The 20,860-nt window shown below is 58.8% G+C and carries 17 protein-coding genes; 10 read left to right on the top strand and 7 right to left on the bottom strand.

What is annotated here, in order from left to right; genetic code table 11:
* Window positions 1-62 precede the first annotated feature (62 nt).
* Window positions 63-494 carry a DUF1489 domain-containing protein gene (locus I9187_RS20835; protein ID WP_171179377.1) on the top strand — a complete coding sequence of 144 codons (432 nt, stop codon included), beginning with the start codon at window positions 63-65 and terminating at the stop codon, window positions 492-494.
* Here I9187_RS20835 and hisG read toward each other — a convergent pair.
* From hisG to hisS, 3 genes are read right to left on the bottom strand one after another with little or no spacing between them, the layout of a single operon-like run.
* Complete coding sequence (hisG, locus tag I9187_RS20840) at window positions 491-1,180, bottom strand: ATP phosphoribosyltransferase (protein ID WP_171179375.1); 690 nt, start codon at window positions 1,178-1,180, stop codon at window positions 491-493. The two genes, I9187_RS20835 and hisG, sit on opposite strands and share 4 nt — an antisense overlap.
* Window positions 1,177-2,265, bottom strand: coding sequence for an ATP phosphoribosyltransferase regulatory subunit (locus I9187_RS20845; RefSeq protein ID WP_171179373.1), 1,089 nt, complete (start codon window positions 2,263-2,265; stop codon window positions 1,177-1,179). Before I9187_RS20845 ends, hisG begins: the two co-directional genes overlap by 4 nt.
* 3 nt (window positions 2,266-2,268) lie before the next feature.
* Complete coding sequence (hisS, locus tag I9187_RS20850) at window positions 2,269-3,756, bottom strand: histidine--tRNA ligase (protein ID WP_171179370.1); 1,488 nt, start codon at window positions 3,754-3,756, stop codon at window positions 2,269-2,271.
* Between the two features lie 128 nt (window positions 3,757-3,884).
* Between hisS and I9187_RS20855 the strand changes: the two genes are divergently transcribed.
* The gene (locus tag I9187_RS20855; RefSeq protein ID WP_170352274.1) at window positions 3,885-4,079 is read left to right on the top strand and encodes a SlyX family protein; all 195 of its coding nucleotides are present in this window, start codon (window positions 3,885-3,887) and stop codon (window positions 4,077-4,079) included.
* 4 nt (window positions 4,080-4,083) lie between these two features.
* Here I9187_RS20855 and I9187_RS20860 read toward each other — a convergent pair whose 3' ends face one another.
* The 3 genes from I9187_RS20860 to dnaE form a co-directional block, all read right to left on the bottom strand.
* Entirely contained in the window at window positions 4,084-4,452 is a 369-nt protein-coding gene (locus tag I9187_RS20860) for a hypothetical protein (RefSeq protein ID WP_171179368.1), read from the bottom strand.
* A gap of 16 nt (window positions 4,453-4,468) precedes the next feature.
* Window positions 4,469-4,687, bottom strand: coding sequence for a hypothetical protein (locus tag I9187_RS20865; RefSeq protein ID WP_171179453.1), 219 nt, complete (start codon window positions 4,685-4,687; stop codon window positions 4,469-4,471).
* Window positions 4,688-4,772: 85 nt separating this feature from the next.
* Window positions 4,773-8,300 carry a DNA polymerase III subunit alpha gene (gene dnaE / locus I9187_RS20870; protein WP_171179366.1) on the bottom strand — a complete coding sequence of 1,176 codons (3,528 nt, stop codon included), beginning with the start codon at window positions 8,298-8,300 and terminating at the stop codon, window positions 4,773-4,775.
* Window positions 8,301-8,643: 343 nt separating this feature from the next.
* Between dnaE and xdhA the strand changes: the two genes are divergently transcribed.
* From xdhA to I9187_RS20910, 8 genes are all read left to right on the top strand, one after another.
* Window positions 8,644-10,041 carry a xanthine dehydrogenase small subunit gene (gene xdhA, locus I9187_RS20875; RefSeq protein WP_209940325.1) on the top strand — a complete coding sequence of 466 codons (1,398 nt, stop codon included), beginning with the start codon at window positions 8,644-8,646 and terminating at the stop codon, window positions 10,039-10,041.
* Window positions 10,038-12,440, top strand: coding sequence for a xanthine dehydrogenase molybdopterin binding subunit (gene xdhB / locus I9187_RS20880; RefSeq protein WP_171179362.1), 2,403 nt, complete (start codon window positions 10,038-10,040; stop codon window positions 12,438-12,440). The genes xdhA and xdhB overlap by 4 nt, the downstream gene beginning before the upstream one ends.
* On the top strand, window positions 12,440-13,375 hold the full coding sequence (gene xdhC / locus I9187_RS20885) for a xanthine dehydrogenase accessory protein XdhC (protein ID WP_171179360.1): 936 nt from the start codon (window positions 12,440-12,442) through the stop codon (window positions 13,373-13,375). Before xdhB ends, xdhC begins: the two co-directional genes overlap by 1 nt.
* Window positions 13,372-14,889 (top strand): ABC transporter ATP-binding protein, encoded by a 1,518-nt coding sequence (locus I9187_RS20890; RefSeq protein WP_171179358.1) that lies wholly within the window; start codon window positions 13,372-13,374, stop codon window positions 14,887-14,889. Before xdhC ends, I9187_RS20890 begins: the two co-directional genes overlap by 4 nt.
* A gap of 62 nt (window positions 14,890-14,951) precedes the next feature.
* Window positions 14,952-16,034 carry an ABC transporter permease gene (locus tag I9187_RS20895; RefSeq protein WP_171179355.1) on the top strand — a complete coding sequence of 361 codons (1,083 nt, stop codon included), beginning with the start codon at window positions 14,952-14,954 and terminating at the stop codon, window positions 16,032-16,034.
* Window positions 16,034-16,954: an ABC transporter permease gene (locus tag I9187_RS20900; protein ID WP_171093445.1), complete on the top strand. Its 921-nt coding sequence runs from the start codon at window positions 16,034-16,036 to the stop codon at window positions 16,952-16,954. The genes I9187_RS20895 and I9187_RS20900 overlap by 1 nt, the downstream gene beginning before the upstream one ends.
* Before the next feature lie 31 nt (window positions 16,955-16,985).
* Window positions 16,986-18,059, top strand: coding sequence for a BMP family ABC transporter substrate-binding protein (locus I9187_RS20905; RefSeq protein ID WP_171179353.1), 1,074 nt, complete (start codon window positions 16,986-16,988; stop codon window positions 18,057-18,059).
* 657 nt (window positions 18,060-18,716) lie between these two features.
* Entirely contained in the window at window positions 18,717-19,715 is a 999-nt protein-coding gene (locus I9187_RS20910) for a LacI family DNA-binding transcriptional regulator (protein ID WP_171179351.1), read from the top strand.
* Here I9187_RS20910 and I9187_RS20915 read toward each other — a convergent pair whose 3' ends face one another.
* Complete coding sequence (locus tag I9187_RS20915) at window positions 19,716-20,849, bottom strand: Gfo/Idh/MocA family oxidoreductase (RefSeq protein WP_209940326.1); 1,134 nt, start codon at window positions 20,847-20,849, stop codon at window positions 19,716-19,718. It abuts the gene before it with no gap.
* Window positions 20,850-20,860: the final 11 nt, after the last annotated feature.

The raw sequence follows: 20,860 nt of genomic DNA on the forward strand, positions 1-20,860 counted from the left end.
ATGACTGCGTACGACGAGCTACAATATAAAGATCGGCCTTGGGACGACTCTGTGGGAAAACTGTGGATAAGTACGTAAACCTCATAAAACTGTCGGTCGGATCGGAAAACGTCGACACACTGATGGCCTGGCAAGACAGCAGAAAGCCCCTGTATCAGGACGGCTGTCCGCGTCATGTGACCCGCATGTGGCCCAAGCGTGAGGCAGAGATTCTAAATGGCGGCTCGATCTATTGGGTGATCAAAGGCGTGATCCAGTGTCGTCAGCGCATCCTGCGATTGGATGAGGTGATCGGAGAGGACGGCATCCGCCGGTGTGCCATTGTGCTAGACCCCGAGGTCCATCGGACTCAGAACGCCCTGAAGCGCCCGTTTCAGGGATGGCGTTATCTCAAGCCTGAGGACACACCAGCTGATTTGCCCAAAAACCGCGAGCAGGACGATGCCCTGCCCGATGATTTGAACCGCGCGCTGGCAGAGATAGGCGTGCTTTAACGCAGCCGATCCAGCAGGTCAGACAGAACCGCCTTCTCTGCAGCGTCGTACTTCGCAACCCGGCTACGCCACAGCGTGGCCTGCGATTGCAGGATCAGACCGTCAGACAGGATCTTCAGGTGGTTGGCCCGCAGCGTTTCGCCGGTCGAGGTGATATCGGCGATCGCCTCTGCGGTTTCGTTCATCACCGTGCCTTCTGTCGCGCCCTGGCTATCGACCAGCGTGTAATCCGCGACGCCTGAATCGGTCAGGAACTCGCGCACCAGCCGGTGATACTTGGTCGCAATCCGAAGGCGGTGGCCATGGGTTTTGCGAAACGCCGCCGCCGCAGCATCAAGATCATCAAGCGTATCAACGTCCACCCAGCAGGCCGGCGTTGCAATGATCAGATCCGCCTTGCCGAAGCCCAGCTGCGAGATCTCTTCCAACTGCTGTTCCCAACGCGGCAGTTTCTCGTGCACCAGATCAATACCGGTGACACCCAGATGAATCCGCCCCGCCGCCAGTTCGCGCGGGATTTCTCCGGCAGACAGCAGAACCAGCGAGACCCCATCGATCCCTTCGACCTTGCCTGCATATTCCCGGTCTGATCCGCTGCGGGACAAAGCAATGCCGCGCTTTTCGAACCACGAGAAGGTCTTTTCCATCAACCGCCCCTTCGAGGGCACGCCCAGTTTAAGGCTCATTGCGCGCCCTCCTCGATCTCCAGCATCAAGTCGGGCCGCAGCACGCCCCCAACGGCCGGGATTTCGGCCCCGTTGCCCAGTTGCCGGGTCAGCGCATCATAACGCCCGCCGGTCGCGATCGGAGGCAGATCGGGTCGGCCTTCGGCGTAAAAACCGAAAACGAACCCGTCGTAATATTCCATCGAGGTCCGGCCATAGGCGGCCTCGAAATCCAAGCGCGCGACGTCGACACCACGCGCCTGCAACGCAGCCACGCGGGCCTCCAGCCGGTCCAGCGCCGGCGTGATCTGCGGCAAATCCACAGCCACGTCGCGCAGTTGTTCCAACGCAAAGGGCATGGTCTCGCGTACATTCAGCAGCGTTTCCAGGCCGACAAGCTCACTATCAGAAATCGGCGGGGTCTCACGATCCTCGCGCAAAGCTTCGATACGCGCCTCGATTTCCGAGGCCCGACGTTTTCCGATCATAGGTGCGTCAAACACCATCGGTTCGGTGGCGTTCAGCAGATCAGACCGCAACTCGGGCTCTGGCGTTCGGCCCGCATAGCGGTCCAGCAAAACACGGAACCGGCGTGGCCGCCACAGATGGCGCATCAGCGCGGCCTTGCGACGTTCGGTCGTGCGCAACCCGGCCACAGCGGCCGTCAGGATACCAATATCCCCGGTGGCCGCACGCAACGGCAAGCCGCGCAGTTGCAGCGCAAAAAGCGAGAAGACCTCGGCATCAGCCCCGGCAGGATCGTTCCGGTCGAACACCTCATAGCCAACCTGAATGTATTCATTGGCCCGGTCCGGGTCGTGTTCCTGCCGCCTGAAAACCTCACCCGAATAGGTATAGCGCGCGGGCTCGGCCCCATCGCTCATGTGCATCTGCACCACTGGCAAAGTGAAATCCGGGCGCAGCATCTGTTCACCACGCAGGGCGTCCGACGTCACATAGGCGCGCGCGCGAATGTCTTCGCCGTACAGATCCAGCAGTGTTTCTGCCGGCTGCAACAGGGGCGTGTCCACGACCTGAGCGCCAGCCGCCTCAAACCGGACACGCATCATTGCGGCGCGGGCCTGTATCTGGGAACGGTTGGGCATGGGTCAGTCCTGACTGTCCAGAATTTCGCGCACCTTCGCGACAAGATCACCGCGCGGCACTTCGAACTGACTGGGGCGTTCTTTCCATTCCTCCAGCGTCGCGCTTTCGGCGATTTTGGCACCAAGGATCAAGTCCTTGATCTGCACGATGCCATTGGCTTTTTCGTCACCGCCTTCGATCACCGCAATCGGAGAGTTCCGCTTGTCCGCGTATTTCAGCTGATTGCCGAAGTTCTTGGGATTGCCCAGGTAGACCTCGGCGCGAATGCCAGCATTGCGCAGTTCCGCCACCATGGCCTGATAGTCGGCCATACGGTCGCGATCCATCACGGTGACAACCACAGGCCCCTGAGCCTGCGCGCCGATCCGGCCTTTTTCGCGCAACGCGGCCAGCAGACGGTCAACGCCTATCGAGATACCGGTCGCAGGTACTTCCTGCCCGGTGAAGCGTTTGACCAGATCGTCATAGCGACCACCGCCAGAGACAGACCCGAATTGTCGCTTGCGGCCTTTCTCGTCGAAAATCTCAAAGGTGAGTTCAGCCTCATAGACCGGCCCAGTGTAATAACCCAGACCACGCACGACCGAAGGGTCAATCTCGATCCGGTCCGAACCATAGCCACCTGCATCCAGCAGCGCGCCAATCTGTTCCAACTCGGCGATGCCATCCGCGCCGATCTTGCTGTTGCCCACAGCGGCGCGCAGGTTGGCCAGCGTCCCAGCAGTATCCGCAGCCTTTGAGGTCAAAAACGCAATCACGGGCTCGGCCTGATCGTCGCTCAGACCCACGCCGTCGATAAACGCACCTGAGGCATCCAACCGGCCCTTGGTCAGCAACTCACGCACACCAGCCTGACCCACCTTATCGAACTTGTCGATGGTGCGCAGAACGTTGTCGCGCGCGGCGGCGTCCTCGCCCAGACCCATCGCCTCCAACACGCCGTTCAGAACCTTGCGGTTGTTGACCCGGACCAGATAGTCGCCACGCGGAATACCTACAGTCTCGAGCGTGTCCGACAGCATCGCACAGATTTCAGCGTCTGCAGCCATCGAGGCCGTGCCGACCGTATCCGCGTCGCACTGATAAAACTGACGATAGCGCCCCGGCCCCGGCTTTTCGTTGCGCCAGACCGGACCCATCGCATAACGGCGATAGGGCGTCGGCAGATCGTTGCGGTGTTGTGCGTAGACGCGGGCCAACGGAGCGGTCAGGTCGTAGCGCAGGGCCATCCAATCGCCATTGCCGCCCTCGTCAAACTCCTGCCAGGCAAAGACGCCTTCGTTTGGGCGATCCACGTCGGGCAGGAACTTGCCCAGCGCCTCGACTGTCTCAACCGCGCTGCTTTCCAAGGCGTCAAACCCGTAACGATGATAGACACCCGCAATTGTCCGCAGCATCTCGGTGCGCTGCGTGACTTCCTCGCCGAAATAGTCGCGGAACCCTTTTGGCGTTACGGCCTTGGGGCGGGGCTGTTTCTTGGGCTTGGCCATGTGGGGCGTCCTCGGGAGTGTCCTTGTTCCGCGCGCGGTCTATCCCATGGCCCGCATCGGGGCAAGGCGCGCTTTCTCTGGCCATGGCGGCACAGGGTCGCTATGACCGGCGCATCAAGGAGAGCCCCATGCAGCATCTGGAAGAGCAGATCGCCCATCTGACCCGTACCGTGGAAGAACTGAACACGGTTGTGACCACGCAACAGTCCGAGATCGATCGCCTGACGCGTCGGGTCGAAATGCTGTTGCAACGCGAAGCAGAGCGCGCGCAAGAAGGTTCAGGCGGCGTTGTCTTTGGTGACGAACGACCGCCGCACTACTAAAATCCTACAGTCCCAGCGTCGTCTTGACGGCGTTGTCCACGACACCACCCAAAAGCGCGTTTTCATCACCGGCGCAGCCGTCTTTCAAAGCTGCCAAAAAAGTTTCGCGCAGCGCGGCCTTATCCTCATCCGACGCGGCATGTGCCTCGATATCGACCTGACGGTTGTACAGCGACAGGGCCGTCATTTTACCAACAACCTCCAGAATGTATTCTTCGTTCCCGTCGGCTTCTTCAATGACCGAGGTACAAGTGTGATACATAAGCGGCAGCGCTTCTTGCATCATCTGTTCAGCCTCTTCGTCGGCGAAAGCCATCCCGGGGATTGTGAAGATTCCGGCGGCGACAATCACTTTAAGCGAGTTAAAACGCATCTTTTTGCTCCTCCACTCACTTGGAATTTGCGCCAATCAGCGCACCAGCCACCGCGCCTGCGGCGGCGCCCTTGCCGTCACCAATCAAGGCACCGACACCCGCGCCGATTACAGCGCCCTTGATCGTGTTTTCTTTTTTCTTGTCATCCGCCAAGCTGGCTGAGGCTGAAACCAAAGCCAGCGACGCAGCGGCACCAAATACAACTTTTCTTAACGTGAGACCTGCAATCGCCATATCAACGCCCTCCCGTAGCATGACTTAAAGACATCTCTGTCAGTTCAGCCTACCCAGACGCCAACTATCTGGCAACAAAACGGCGTCAGATCTCTTCGACGGTCATAACGCCTTCCAGGGATTTGATCGCGCCCTTGATCTGTGGGTTGATCGGGAACGCGCGCCCCAGATCCATTTCAACTTCACCCGGCAGGCTTGGATCCATCAAAAGCAACTGGATTGGGCCCCGCGCAGCACCTTTGGTAGCGGCGGCTGCGTCTTCCAACACCTTGGCGACGGTTGGTACAGCCTGCGCTTCGTCGACAAAGATACGCAACCCGGTTGCCCCAGCCTCGGCCACAAGAGAATCCGCAGGTCCCACCGAACGCCCCAGCAGCTTAAGCTGATCAGCTTCCATCGTTGCCTCGGCGGTCAGCACCACTTGAGCGCCGGTTTCCAGAAACTCGCGACATTTCTCCAAGGTGTCTGAAAACAGCGTGACCTCATAAGCGCCAGTTGGGTCCGAGAGCTGCGCAAAAGCAAAGCGGTTGCCCTTGGCCGATTTCCGTTCCTGCCGTCCGGCGACAACACCGGCCATCTTGGCGATCAGTGGGCCAGAGCGGGCCTTTTCCATCACCTCATCCAACGTCAGGACCTGTTTTCGCTTCAGCGCGGGCATATAATCGTCCAACGGGTGTCCCGATAGGTAGAATCCAATCGCCTTAAATTCCTCGCTCAACCGTTCAGCAGGCAGCCAGTCCGGCGTCGGCGAAAGGCGAGGTTCAGGCAGGTCATCACCGGCTTCACCAAACAGAGACACCTGGTTCGAGTTCTTTTGTTCATGAATCGCCGCCGAATACTGCACCAGACGATCAAGGCTTTCGAACACACGGCGGCGGTTTTTGTCGAGCTCGTCAAACGCCCCGGCCCGCGCCAACATTTCCAACGGGCGTTTGCCGACTTTCTTCAGATCCACACGCCGCGCAAAGTCGAACAGGTTGACGAACGGTTTTTCGCTCTTTTCATCCTGCGCGCCTCCGGCGCGACGCCCCTCGACCACAAGGTTCATCGCCTCGACGCCCACGTTTTTCAGCGCGCCCAGCGCATAAACCAATTCACCGTTCACTACATCGAACGTCGCGATGGAACGATTCACACATGGCGGCACGTAGGGCAGTTCCAGCCCCTTGCGAACTTCTTCGAAGTAAACCGCCAGCTTGTCGGTCAGATGGATATCGCAGTTCATGACACCCGCCATGAACTCGACCGGGTGGTTCGCCTTCAGCCAGCCGGTCTGATAACTGACCACCGCATACGCGGCCGCGTGGGACTTGTTGAAGCCGTAGTTGGCGAATTTCTCCAGCAGGTCGAAAACCTCGCTGGCCTTCTTGGCATCCACGCCATTCTCGCCCGCGCCTTTTTCAAACTTGGGGCGCTCAGCGTCCATCGCCTCCTTGATCTTCTTACCCATCGCACGACGCAACAGATCAGCACCGCCTAGGCTGTATCCCGCCATGACCTGTGCGATCTGCATCACCTGTTCCTGATAAACGATGATGCCCTGCGTTTCCTCAAGGATATGGTCGATCAGTGGGTGAACCGAAGTGATTTTGCGAAGACCGTTCTTAACTTCGCAATAGGTCGGGATGTTTTCCATCGGACCCGGACGGTACAGCGCCACAAGGGCCACGATATCCTCGATACATGTGGGCTTCATACGCTTGAGCGCGTCCATCATGCCCGAGGATTCCACCTGGAACACTGCCACCGTCTTGGCTGCCGAGTAGAGCTTATACGTCGCCTCATCGTCCAGCGGGATAGCGTTGATCTGGTTCTCAGCCCCTTCAGCGGGTTCGTAAAGCTCGGTGCCATCAGCAGCAATGTGCAGTGGGCGACCGGACTTGAAGATCAGGTCCATGGCGTTCTGGATCACGGTCAGCGTTTTCAGACCCAGAAAGTCGAACTTCACCAAACCGGCCTGTTCCACCCATTTCATGTTGAACTGGGTCGCCGGCATGTCCGAGCGCGGGTCCTGATACAAAGGCACCAGCGCGTCCAAAGGCCGATCCCCGATTACAACGCCCGCTGCGTGGGTCGACGCGTTGCGTAGCAATCCTTCGACCTGTTGGCCGTAGGTCAGAAGGCGATCTACCACCTCTTCGTTCCGCGCCTCTTCCCGCAGGCGTGGCTCGTCTTTCAGCGCTTTTTCAATGGAAACAGGTTTGACGCCCTCAACTGGGATCATCTTGGACAAACGGTCCACCTGCCCGTAAGGCATCTGCAAAACCCGCCCGATATCGCGCACGGCGGCCTTCGACAATAGCGCACCAAAGGTGATGATCTGCCCCACCTTGTCGCGCCCGTATTTCTGCTGCACGTAACGGATCACCTCTTCTCGGCGGTCCATGCAGAAGTCGATATCGAAATCCGGCATCGACACCCGCTCGGGGTTCAGGAAGCGTTCGAACAGCAGCGAATAGCGCAACGGGTCAAGGTCGGTGATTGTGAGCGCATAGGCCACCAATGAGCCCGCACCCGAGCCCCGCCCCGGACCAACCGGAATGTCGTGATCCTTTGCCCATTGAATAAAGTCCGCAACGATCAGGAAGTAGCCGGGAAAGCCCATTCCTTCGATAATGCCAAGTTCGAATTCCAAACGTTCCTGATATTCCTCTGGCGTCACAGCGTGCGGGATCACAGCCAGACGTTTCTGCAACCCCTCGTTGGCGATACGGCGCAGTTCGGCCACCTCGTCATCTGCAAATTTTGGCAGGATCGGATCCCGGCGATAGGCCATAAAGGCGCAGCGTTTGGCGATCTCAACCGTGTTCTCGATCGCTTCCGGCAAGTCTGCGAACAGAGTCACCATCTCTTGCTGCGACTTGAAATAGTGCTGCGCGGTCAGTCGGCGGCGGCCTTCTTGCTGATCGACATAAGCCCCTTCGGCGATACAGATCAGCGCATCATGCGCTTCATACATATCCGAGGTTGGGAAATAGACGTCATTGGTAGCAACCAACGGCAGGTTTTTGGTATAAGCCATCTCAACATGGCCACGCTCGGTCAGCCGTTCTGCTTCCGGCTGGCCATCTTCACCCGGATGACGCTGAAGTTCGATATAAAGGCGATCCGGGAACATGCCCGCCAACCGATCCACCAGCGCCTCAGCCGCCGGACGTTGACCCTGTTGCAGCAGCATCCCAACCGGTCCGTCTGGACCGCCGGTCAAGCAAATCAAACCGTCCGACCGATCCGCAAGCTCGTCCAAAGTGACCTGCGGCAGCTGTCCACCTTTGTCCACGTAAAGGCAGGAACTCAGCTTCATCAGGTTTTCATACCCAGCCTCGGACTGCGCCAGCAAAACCAAAGGCGCGGGTACTTTGGGCTTTTCGCCGGGCTGAGCCTGCACGTAAGTCAAGTCAACCTGACAACCCATGATCGGCTGAACACCCGCTCCGCTTGCCGTGACCGAGAACTCCAAGGCCGAGAACATCGAATTGGTGTCTGTCACAGCGACGGCGGGCATCTCCATCTTCTCGCAAAGGGCAGGTAGCTTTTTCAGCCGCACGGCGCCCTCCAAAAGGGAGTATTCGGTGTGAACGCGGAGGTGAATGAATCGAGGATTGCTGCTCATGCCGCCTACGCTATCTCAGCCAGGCGCGCTGCAAAAGCGGGAACCGTGGCTTTGGAATGCATAAAAAATCGGCGCTGATTATTCGGCTTTTTCAGAAGGTGCTTCGGGATTGAGTGCCCGTCGCATTCAAAAAGCACTTTATTTACAAGCGCCTGCCTTTTACACAAAAGCAGGAAAAGCATGCTGCGCGTTCCAAATGGTACATCATATAGGCAGTTTTTCTTGCCAGATAAGCCGCGCAGTTTCTAACATCTTACGGCAAGCACTTCGCCCGCCGCTCTTTCTACGTCGCATCGAAGGAGGGTCCAATGGGCGCAACAGGGTAACGCGACGGGTTTCTCGAATGAATATCACGTTTCTTCTGAACGGAGAGACAGTGGAGCTGGCGGATATCGATCCAACGGCGACCCTGCTGGATTGGCTACGCGAGGATCGCGGCCTGACCGGCACCAAGGAAGGCTGCAACGAAGGCGATTGCGGGGCCTGCAACGTCATGGTCACGGATGTAGACGGCCATAAGGCCCTGAATTCCTGCATTCTGTTTCTTCCGCAATTGCACGGCAAAGCCGTCCGCACCGTCGAAGGTGCCAGGGGCCCGAATGGCGAAGCCCACCCGGTACAACAGGCGATGGTGGACCTGCACGGATCTCAATGCGGGTTCTGCACCCCCGGCTTTGTAATGTCGATGGTCGCCAGTCATGCAAATGGCGCAACAGATCACGACACCCAGCTTGCAGGGAACCTGTGCCGCTGCACCGGTTACGCCCCAATCATCCGCGCTGCCAAAACCGCCGAGGCTGAACCAACCCCAAAATGGATCACTGACGACCGGTCCTTCTCTTGTTCACAAATACCTCGGGGGGAGGCCGCAGGCCAGGGGGCAGAGCCCCCCTTCCTCCCCAACAGCGCTGACGAACTGGCGTCTCTGTTTGCCGAGCACCCTAGCGCCACCCTGGTTGCCGGCGCAACCGATGTAGGTCTTTGGGTCACCAAGCAGCTGCGTGATCTGGACCCGGTCATATTCCTCAACCGTTGTGATGACTTGAAAGAAATCACGATCACCGATACCGAAGCCCGCTTCGGTGCAATGGTCGACATGAACCGCATGGGAGAGGCCCTGGCCGACCTTCACCCGTCCTATGCCGAAATGATCCGACGCTACGCCAGCGTTCAGGTGCGCCATGCAGCGACCGTCGGCGGCAACATCGCAAATGGTTCGCCCATAGGGGACAATCCACCTGCGCTTATTGCGCTGGGTGCAAACCTACACCTGCGCAAAGGCGATGAGCGGCGCTCGATCCCCTTGGAAGAGTTCTTCATTGACTATGGCAAGCAGGATCGTGCCCCGGGTGAATTCGTCGAATCCGTCAGCTTCCCACGTCAGCCTGACAGGCTGAAGGCATACAAGCTCAGCAAACGGTTCGATCAGGATATCTCGGCCGTTTGCGGCTGTTTCAATATCACTGTTTCGGACGGCACCGTCACACAGGCGCGTATCGCGTTTGGCGGCATGGCCGGTATTCCGAAACGGGCAACCCATGTCGAGGCCGCACTGATCGGCAAACCCTGGACACGCGAGACCGTTGCGGCCGCGCTGCCATATTTTGCCGAGGACTATTCACCACTCACGGACATGCGCGCCTCGGCCATCTATCGTCTGGAAACGGCCAAAGCGATGCTGGAACGCTATTTCCTCGAAGACCAGGGCGAGATCACCAACGTGCTGGAGGTGTCGGCATGAGCGTGACCAAACCCCTCCCCCACGACGCGGCGCCGCTGCATGTGTCCGGCTCGGCGCGATATGTGGATGACATCCCGACACCCAAAGGCACGCTGCATCTGGCATTTGGTATCAGCCCGATTGCCAAGGGTAATATCACCGCAATGGATCTGTCGGGAGTAAAGGCCGCCGAAGGTGTTGTGATGGTGATGACGGCCGAGGACCTGCCTTTCGCCAACGACGTCTCGCCCTCGATCCATGATGAACCACTGCTGTCGGACGGCACGGTTCACTATATCGGCCAGCCCGTATTTCTGGTCGTCGCCACCAGCCATCTGGCCGCGCGCAAGGCCGCGCGCCTGGGCAAGATCGACTATGCCGAGGACACACCGATCCTGACGGTTGAAGAGGCGCTGGCCGCGGATAGCCGGTTCGAGGATGGCCCACGTGTTTACGCCAAAGGCGATGCGGATGCCGCCATCGCAGGTGCAGCACATGTGATCGAAGGCACGTTCGAACTTGGCGGGCAGGAGCACTTCTACCTCGAAGGCCAGGCTGCACTGGCCGTGCCAAATGAAGGCGCGGATATGTTGGTGCACAGTTCCACACAACACCCGACCGAAATTCAGCACAAAGTAGCGGACGCTTTGGGTGTCCCCATGCACGCTGTCCGGGTTGAAACCCGCCGGATGGGCGGCGGCTTTGGCGGCAAGGAAAGCCAAGGCAACGCGCTGGCTGTCGCTTGCGCCATAGCCGCGCGCGCCACAGGCAAAGCCTGCAAGATGCGCTATGACCGCGACGATGACATGATCATCACCGGCAAGCGCCATGCCTTCCGCATTTCCTATAAGGCCGGGTTCGATGAGCATGGGCATATTCAGGGCGTATCGTTCCTTCATTACGCCATCTGCGGATGGGCGCAGGACCTGTCTCTGCCCGTCGCCGACCGCGCCATGCTGCATTCGGACAATGCCTATCTGCTGCCCAACGCAAGGATCGAAAGCCACCGGTTGAAAACCAACACCCAATCCGCCACCGCCTATCGCGGCTTTGGCGGCCCGCAGGGGATGGTCGGGATAGAGCGGGTGATGGACCACGCCGCGCATAAACTGGGGCTGGACCCGGTCGAGCTGCGCCGCCGGAACTACTATGAACCCGCGCATGCGGTTGCTGAGGTCGCACCAACAGAGAAGCTTCTGGGCCATCCCGACCCGCATGAGGACCTGACCAGCCGCGGCGCGGTTGAAACCGGGAACGCGCCGGTGCGTCCCCTTCCTGCTGGTGGCAACACGACGCCCTACGGCATGGAGGTCAGCGATTTCGAACTGCACGAAATGACCGATGCACTGCTGAAATCCAGCGACTACTCCGCGCGCAAGGCGGCTATTGGAGAGTGGAACGCCAAAAACAGCGTTATCAAAAAAGGCATCGCCTTCTCTCCGGTCAAGTTCGGGATTTCCTTCACTCTGACTCACCTCAATCAGGCGGGTGCGCTGGTGCATGTATATCAGGACGGCTCGGTCCACCTAAACCATGGCGGCACCGAAATGGGTCAGGGACTGTTCCAGAAAGTGGCGCAAGTCGCAGCCTCGCGCTTTGGCATCCCATTGGAGATGGTGAAAATCACCGCCACGGATACAGCCAAGGTGCCCAATACCTCGGCCACGGCGGCGTCCTCGGGCAGTGATCTGAACGGCATGGCAGTGAAAGCCGCTTGTGATACGATCCGCGACCGGATGGCAGACTATCTGGCGGAACGGCATCAGGCTGATCCGTCGACGGTCAGTTTCTCCGATGGTCACGTAATGGTTGGGGAAGAAAAGTACACTTTTGCCGAAGCCGCAGCGCTGGCCTATCAGGGCCGGATAAGCTTGTCGGCAACCGGTTTTTACAAAACGCCCAAGATCGAATGGGACCGAATCGCAGGGCGCGGACGCCCGTTTTTCTACTTCGCCTATGGCGCGTCGGTCACCGAGGTAGCCGTCGATACTCTGACCGGTGAAAACCGCATTCTACGCACGGATATCCTGCATGACGCGGGCGCATCGCTGAACCCGGCGCTGGATATCGGGCAGGTCGAAGGCGGTTACGTGCAAGGCGCGGGTTGGCTGACGACCGAGGAACTGGTCTGGGATGACAAGGGCAACCTGCGCACACATGCGCCTTCGACCTACAAGATTCCTGCCTGCTCTGACCGGCCTGACATTTTCAATGTCGCGCTTTGGGATGGCGAGAACCGCGAAGACACGATCTATCGCTCGAAAGCGGTTGGCGAACCGCCCTTCATGTTGGGCATCTCAGCATGGTTGGCCCTGTCCAACGCGGTTGCGGCATGTGGCGATACCTACCCCGCGCTCGACGCACCTGCCACGGCTGAAGAAGTCTGGCGCGGTGTCCAAAGGATGAAGGGAGGCATCTGATGGGATTTGACCTGGAGGCTTTGAGGGAGGCGGTCGAAACCCATGGACGAGTGGTCCGGGTGGTTATTGCCGGCATCAAAGGATCGTCCCCGCGCGAGGTTGGCGCAGCCATGCTTGTCTGGAAGGACGGACAGTCCGGCACCATCGGCGGAGGGACGCTGGAATATCAGGCGGCCGAAGCGGCGCGGGCGCAAACCCGGTCTTCGCGTCTAACCCATCACGCGCTTGGGCCTGGGATGGGACAATGTTGCGGTGGCGCGGTTTCGCTGCTCAGCGAGGTCTATGACCGCGCGGCGCTGGAAACGCTGGATGAAACACTCATCGCACGTGCCACATCTGGCGAAGAGATGCCGCTGTCGGTCAAACGAGTGCTGGCAACCGCGCGTGGTCAGGGGATCACACCTGAACCCCAGATGGTTGACGGCTGGATGATTGAGCCAGTGCACAAACCAAACCGGAACCTTTGGATTTGGGGTGCCGGTCATGTCGGACGGGCTTTGGTGGATGTTCTCTCACCGCTGCCCGACCTTGCGATCACCTGGATCGACACCGGCTTGGATCGGTTTCCCGACACGATTGCCGCCGGAGTTACCTCGGTTCCAGCTACCAAACCGGCCGAACTGGTTCGACACGCACCGACCGATGCCGAGCATCTTGTGCTGACCTATTCACACAATTTGGACCTGGAGCTGTGCAACAGGCTGCTTTTACATGATTTCCGCTTTGCGGGACTGATCGGCTCGGCTACGAAATGGGCGCGATTCCGGTCGCGGCTGGCGGCCCTTGGGCACTCGCCCGAGCGGATCAGCCGGATCACCTGTCCAATTGGTGATCCGAACCTGGGCAAACACCCGCAGATGATCGCCGTCGGCGTCGCCGCGCAGCTGTTGCGCCCGGCCCGGCAGAACGAGTTGAAGAAGGACCTGAGCGCGTGACCACTCCACTTCTGAGCCTGCAAGGGCTGACCAAAGCCTATCCCGGTGTCGTGGCCAATGATCAGGTGTCTTTTGACATCGGCGAGGGCGAAGTTCACGCCCTGCTGGGGGAAAACGGCGCGGGCAAATCCACGCTGGTCAAGATTATCTATGGGTTGGTGAAGCCCGACAGCGGCACGATGCTGCTGCGCGGTCAGCCTTTTGCGCCGCCCGAGCCGCGCTCCGCGCGGGCGGACGGGATCGCGATGGTGTTCCAGCACTTCTCGTTGTTCGACGCTTTGAACGTGGCCGAGAATATTGCGTTGGGGATGGAGAACCCGCCGCCGATGGGCGATCTGGCCTCGCGAATCCGCGAAGTGTCCGAGACCTACGGATTGCCTTTGGACCCATACCGCACGGTTGGCGATCTGTCGGCGGGTGAGCGGCAGCGCGTCGAGATCATCCGTTGCCTGTTGCAGGACCCTAAACTGCTGATCATGGACGAACCGACGAGCGTGCTGACCCCGCAAGAGGTTGATATTCTGTTTGAAACGCTGAACAAACTGCGATCCGAAGGGACGTCGATCCTGTACATCTCGCACAAGCTGGAAGAAATCCGCACGCTGTGTGATCACGCGACGATCCTGCGGCTGGGCAAGAATGTGGGCGAATGCGTGCCTGCTGAAACTTCCGCGCGGGACATGGCCGAGATGATGGTGGGATCAACCCTGCAAACGCCTGAACGGTCGGGGCGTGAATTTGGTGAAGTTGCGCTGGATGTCAGTGGACTGTCCGTCCCGTCGCCCTCGGAATTCGGCACTGCGTTGAAGAACATTCACATGACCGTCCGCAAGGGTGAGGTTTTGGGCATCGGTGGCGTTGCCGGGAATGGGCAGGATGAATTGCTGGGCGTGTTGTCCGGTGAAATCCTGACCGCCGCGGATGCGATCAAGTTCAACGGCCAGCGGATCGGCAAGCTCGGCCCCACCGCGCGGCGCAAGCTGGGTGTGCTGACGGCCCCCGAAGAGCGGCTGGGTCATGCGGCAGCCCCGGATATGAGCCTGACGGAAAACGCCTTGCTGACCGGATCGGTGCGGGAAGGGCTGGAAAGCAACGGTTTCCTCAAGTGGGCCGAAACCAAGAGCTTTGCCGAAAAGATCATCAGCGCTTTTGACGTCCGCACGCCGGGTCCTGAAAATGCCGCCCGGTCTTTGTCTGGCGGGAACCTGCAGAAATTCGTGATCGGTCGTGAAGTGCTGCAAAACCCCGATGTTCTGGTTGTAAACCAGCCCACCTGGGGCGTGGATGCTGCTGCTGCGGCATCTATCCGGCAGGCCATTCTGGATCTGGCCGCCAAAGGGACTGCCGTGGTCTGCATCAGCCAGGATCTGGATGAGCTGATGGAAATCTCGGACAGCTTTGCGGCGTTGAATGAAGGACGGCTAAGCGCACCGCGCCCAACAACGGGTCTGACGGTGGACGAGATCGGGCTGATGATGGGTGGAGCCCACGGCATGGAGGTGGCGCATGTGTGACGCGTTGAACCGCCTCCGGCGGCCGTATTTGCAACAAGAAGAAGAGTTGGGGGTGTGAGCAGATGATTGTGTTGGAGAAACGGCCACAGCCGTCCAAGGCGTGGTCTTATGCCACCCCTTTGGTTGCGGTGTTGGCGACGATGGTGTTTGGCGGCATCTTGTTCGCCATTCTGGGCAAGAACCCAATTGAAGCCATTGGCACCATTTTCTGGGAACCACTGTTTGGCGAGTTCGCCTTCTACTACCGTCCCCAATTGTTGGTGAAAGGCGCGCCGTTGGTTTTGATCGCCATTGGTCTTTCGCTGGGCTTTCGGGCTGGCATCTGGAACATTGGGGCCGAAGGTCAGTACATCATGGGTGCCATTTTCGGCGCTGGTGCTGGGCTGGCCTTTTTTCCTATGGATGCGTTTTTCATCTTCCCGATCATGGTAATCGCAGGCGCGTTCGGCGGCTGGCTTTGGGCGATGATCCCGGCCTTTTTGAAAGTGCGCTTTGGCACCAATGAAATCCTGGTGTCGCTTATGCTGGTCTATGTGGCCGAGCAGATGCTTGCCTCGGTCTCACTGGGTCTGCTGAAGAACCCAGAGGGCTTTGGCTTTCCCGGTTCGCGCAACCTGCAGCAATATGACAGTGCGCACAACGCCGAGTTGATCGCCGGGTCAGGTATGCATTGGGGCGTCGTCACTGCACTGATTGCCGTGATCTTTGCCTATATCCTGCTGAACCGGCACATGCTGGGTTTTCACATCCGTTTGACTGGTGAGGCACCTCGTGCGGCGAAATTCGCGGGTGTGAATCCGGCGCGGCTGATTCTGTTCTGTCTGGGCCTCTCCGGGGCACTGGCCGGGCTGGCAGGGATGTTCGAGGTCTCAGGGCCTTCGGGCGTGGTCAGCATCGATTTCAACGTTGGCTATGGCTTCACCGCGATTATCGTTGCTTTTCTGGGCCGCCTGCATCCGGTGGGTATCCTGCTGGCCGGTGGCCTGATGGCGCTGACTTATATCGGCGGGGAAATCGCGCAATCGCAGCTGGGCCTGCCAGCCGCTGCCATTCAGGTGTTCCAGGGGATGCTGCTGTTCTTCCTTCTGGCTTTCGATCTTCTGACCAACTACCGCATCCGTGCGGCGCGTAGCGAGGTAGCATAATGGACCTTGGTGAAATCAACCCCGTCCTTCTGGTCGCTTCGCTGATGGTGGCCGCAACTCCCCTGCTGCTGGCCGCGATCGGAGAACTGGTCGTTGAGAAAGCAGGTGTTCTGAACCTTGGCGTCGAGGGCATGATGATCGTAGGCGCGATCAGTGGCTTTGCGATCTCGGTCGAGACCGGGTCGCCCTGGCTGGGCTTTGTCGCGGCGGCCATTGGCGGCGCGGTTCTGTCTTTGCTGTTTGTTTTGTTGACACAGGTGGCCTTGGCCAATCAGGTGGCAAGTGGCCTTGCACTGACCCTGTTCGGGCTGGGATTCAGCGCACTGATGGGGCAGAGCTATGTAGGCGTCAAACCCCCGAGTATGGGCGACATTCATATCCCGGTGATCAGCGATATCCCGGTCATCGGCCCAATCCTGTTCCAGCATGACCCGATCCTTTATGTCGGTATCGCTTTGACCGCAGCGGTCTGGGCGACGCTGAAATACACCCGCGTCGGTCTGATTCTGCGCGCGGTCGGCGAAAATCACGATGCCGCACACGCACTTGGCTATAAGGTCATCAAGATCCGCATCATGGCGATCCTTTTCGGCGGGGCCTGTGCGGGTCTGGGTGGCGCCTATATCAGCTTGATCCGCGTGCCTCAGTGGACCGAAGGAATGACCGCGGGTGTGGGCTGGATCGCTCTGGCGCTTGTGGTGTTTGCCAGCTGGAAACCATGGCGCGCCTTGCTGGGGGCTTACTTGTTTGGCGGCATCACTGTGTTGCAGCTTAATTTGCAGGCAGCGGGCGTTGCCATTCCTGTCGAGTATCTGGCAATGTCGCCTTATATCATCACGATCCTTGTGCTTGTGATCCTTTCGGCCGACAAGAGCAGCGCACCTGCCTCACTGGGCCGGACCTTCCATGCCTCGCACTAGGGGCCAACTGAACCAACTTGGGGAGTAACACATGAAATTCACTACACTTCTGGCAAGTGCCGCCATGGCACTGGGCCTAGCCACAGGCGCTATGGCCGAAGACAAAACCAAGGTCGGCTTCGTCTATGTCGGTCCGGTGGGCGACGGCGGCTGGACCTATGAGCACAACAAGGGCCGTCTGGCCGTCGAGGATCACTTTGGCGACAAGGTTGAAACCGTCTTTGTTGAATCGGTTCCCGAAGGTCCCGATGCTGAGCGTGTAATGACCCAGATGGCGCTGGAAGGCGCTGATCTGATCTTTACCACGTCGTTCGGCTATATGGATCCGACCATCAACGTGGCTAAGAAGTTCCCGAACGTAAAATTCGAGCACGCGACCGGCTATAAAACAGCCGACAACGTCTCGGTCTATTCAGCACGTTTCTACGAGGGCCGCGCTGTTCAGGGCCACATCGCGGGCAATATGACCAAGTCGAACATCATCGGCTATATCGGTTCGTATCCGATCCCCGAAGTGATCCGCGGCATCAACTCGGCCTATATCCACGCCAAGAAGGTGAACCCGGATGTCGAGTTCAAGATCGTTTGGGCCTACACTTGGTTTGATCCTGCGAAAGAAGCTGACGCCGCCACTGTTCTGATCGAACAGGGTGCAGACGTGATCCTGCAACACACCGACTCGACCGCGCCGCAGGCGGCTGCACAAGAGGCTGGCAATGTTGTCACCTTTGGTCAGGCGTCGGACATGAGCGAATACGCCCCGTTCCCGCGCGTCTCGTCGATCATCGATGATTGGGCCCCCTACTACATTGCCCGGACCCAAGCCGTCATGGATGGCACATGGGAAAGCGCCAACACTTGGGATGGCATCCGCGAAGGCATGGTTGCAATCGGCGAGATTTCAGACGCCGTACCGGCTGATGTGAAGGAAGAAGCCCTGGCACTGAAAGCCGCCATGGCGGCGGGCGAGTACCACCCCTTTACCGGTCCGCTGAAAAGGCAGGACGGCAGCGACTGGCTGGCTGAAGGTGAAGTGGCTGATGATGGCACGCTGGCCGGCATGAACTTCTATGTCGAAGGGCTGGAAGGCGAAATTCCGCAGTAAGCTGCGGGCATAACTAAAAGAAAAGGCCCGACGAACGCGGGCCTTTTTTCATCGCAGTGTCTAGAAAACGCAGGTCAGGTGTACCGTTCTGAAATCTGATGAAGGGCATCGGCCCAGATCTCCAGAATGGGATACGCAATCGCCGCGGGTATCACCCAACAGCCAGCCGAAGGAAACGGCTTTTCAATATCGCTGGCTTTTAGCGCACGTGCCGCCTCTTCCACCTCAATCAACGTTGTTGGAACGACAAGGCCTGCCGCATGCAGAGCGGTCTTGTTGCACTACAGTTTTAACATTAGCCAGCTGAAAGAGTTATGCTGTAACTTATCGGCCCTGTTTTGCGGTTGTTTCTTCATATGAACCCTTAGAACCAATGGCTAAGCTCTGGCATGCGGATTCTCCGCCAATCGGGTAGGCCACCGCAAATGTGAAGGCGTTGATGGCAAATTGAGCCGACGCAAACGAACAGACAATGGGATATGATTGTCTGCACTGGTTCAGATCAAGGTGTTCAAGTTCCATCAAAAGATTTACTCATTTCGGGTCCGCTCTGCGCTGCTTTGCAACCGGTTGCGGGAGTTGACCGAAACTGCATAATGATCTGGCAATGAAAACCACCTCAAAATCCCTTTCCTTTTGCCGTTGGAGACGCCACCCGTGAGCGTGACCTTAAAAGACGTCGCTGCCCTTGCAGGCGTATCGCGATCTGCTGTCTCGCGCACGTTCACCGAAGGCGCTTCGGTCTCGGCAAAAACACGCAGCAAGGTCGAAAAAGCAGCCCGCGAACTTGGCTACAGCCCGAATGCACTTGCCTCGTCGCTGACCACCGGGCGCACTAAACTGATCGGGTTGATTTCGAACAACTTTCACAACCCCATTTTTCTTGAAGTCTTCGATCAGTTCACGCGTGCCTTGCAGGAACGCGGCCTGCGTCCGTTGATCGTGAACCTGACGGACGAGACCGAGCCCGCCAATTCGGTCCGAATGCTGCGGCAATATTCGGTGGATGCGGCCATCGTGGCGTCGTCGACGCTGCCACCTAGCTTTGCCAAGGCGTTTCATGATGCCGGCGTGCCGGTGGTGCATACATTTGGACGCTCGGCCACTTCGCCCGAAGTGCATGTCGTGGGCATCGACAACGTGGAATGCGGACGTATGGCCGCCCGCGAATTTGTGGCGCGTGGGTACACGCGTGTCGGTTATCTGGGCGGACCTGAGGATGCAACATCGGCCCTGGATCGGCATCGCGGTTTCATGGAGGAACTGGCAGACCACCCGGAGATTGAAGTAAGCTATTGCTTCGCAGGGGCTTACTCTTTCGAGGCAGGGCGGACCGAGATGCTGGGGCTGTTGGCCAATAATCCGGCCCAAGCTTATTTCTGTGGCGACGACATCCTGTCGATTGGCGCACTGTCAGCGTTGAAAGATCACAGTTTGCGGCCGGGCAAAGATGTCGGAATCATCGGCCTGAACGACATGGAAATGTCGCGCTGGGAAAGCATCGATCTGACGACGATTCACCAGCCGATCAAGCAGATCATTACCTCATCCGTCGATCTGGTTGTCGAGATGTTGAAAGAGCCCCAGCGCTATCCCGAGGCCCGTATTTTCCCTTGCCGGGTGATTGAGCGGGGCACGTTGCGGCCCCGCCCCTGATCAGCGAAACATTGGTGGACGGGCATCCTGCCACGCACCATCCGCTTTGCCCGAAGCAACAGCCGCATGGACAGCTGCGATGGACCTGACACCATCTGCGGCTCCGGGCAAGCCATCCCGGCTTTCACCGCGAATTGCATCGGCCAGATCGAAATAGATGTTGGCTACGGCCAAAGGGAACCCTTCTGGGTGCGCGATTGCGACCCGAGACAATCGCTGAACCTCGTCGTGAAGACCGCCCTCGCCCTTTTCGATGATCTGGGTACGCCCACCCACCGGGGTATAGATCAACTGATTAGGTTGCTCGGATGCCCAGCGCAGCCCGCCGGTTTCCCCAAAAACCTGAATATCAAAGCCATGTTGCCGCCCGATTGCCACCGATGACGTCCAGAGACGCCCGACTGTGCCGCCTTCCATCCGGAAGTTGATCATTGCATCGTCTTCCAGTTCACGACTGGCGATGGTCGAGGTCAGATCGGCGGAAAGGGTCTTCACCTCGTCATCGCAGATAAAGCTGGCCATGTGCAGTGCATGGATACCGCAATCGGCAAACTGCCCCGAGACACCTGCCATCGCAGGATCATAGCGCCAGCGAACACGCGGGTTGTCTGCGTCGGTCGCATCGCCATGATGACCATGGCTGAAATTGGTAACGACCAGACGCACCTTACCGATGTCGCCTGCACGCACCATCGCGCGGGCCTGACGTACCATTGGGTACGCGGAATAGCAGTAGTTCACCGCGCAGATCTTGCCCGAAGCTTCAGCGACGCGGACGATCTCTTCGCCCTCTTCTACCGTCATGGTCATCGGCTTTTCGCACAACACGTTGAAGCCCGCCTCGAGATACGCCTTGGCGATCTCGAAATGGGTCGAGTTTGGCGTGGCGATGGTCACCAGATCAATTCGATCATCCCGGTCTTTCTCGCTCGCCAGCATCTCTTGCCAGTTGCCATAGGCGCGATCGGCAGCAACGCCCAGTCGTTGCGCATACTCGCGGCCCGCTTCGGGCCGGTGATCCAGCGCGCCAGCAGCAAATTCAAACAGTCCGTCAGCCTGAGCACCCAAGCGATGGGCAGGCCCAATCTGGCTGCCTTCACCGCCCCCGATCATGCCCCATCTCAACTTAGCCATGGTCATCGTCT

The organism is Ruegeria sp. HKCCE4148, assembly GCF_017872495.1.
In the GTDB taxonomy this organism is placed as follows: domain Bacteria; phylum Pseudomonadota; class Alphaproteobacteria; order Rhodobacterales; family Rhodobacteraceae; genus Ruegeria.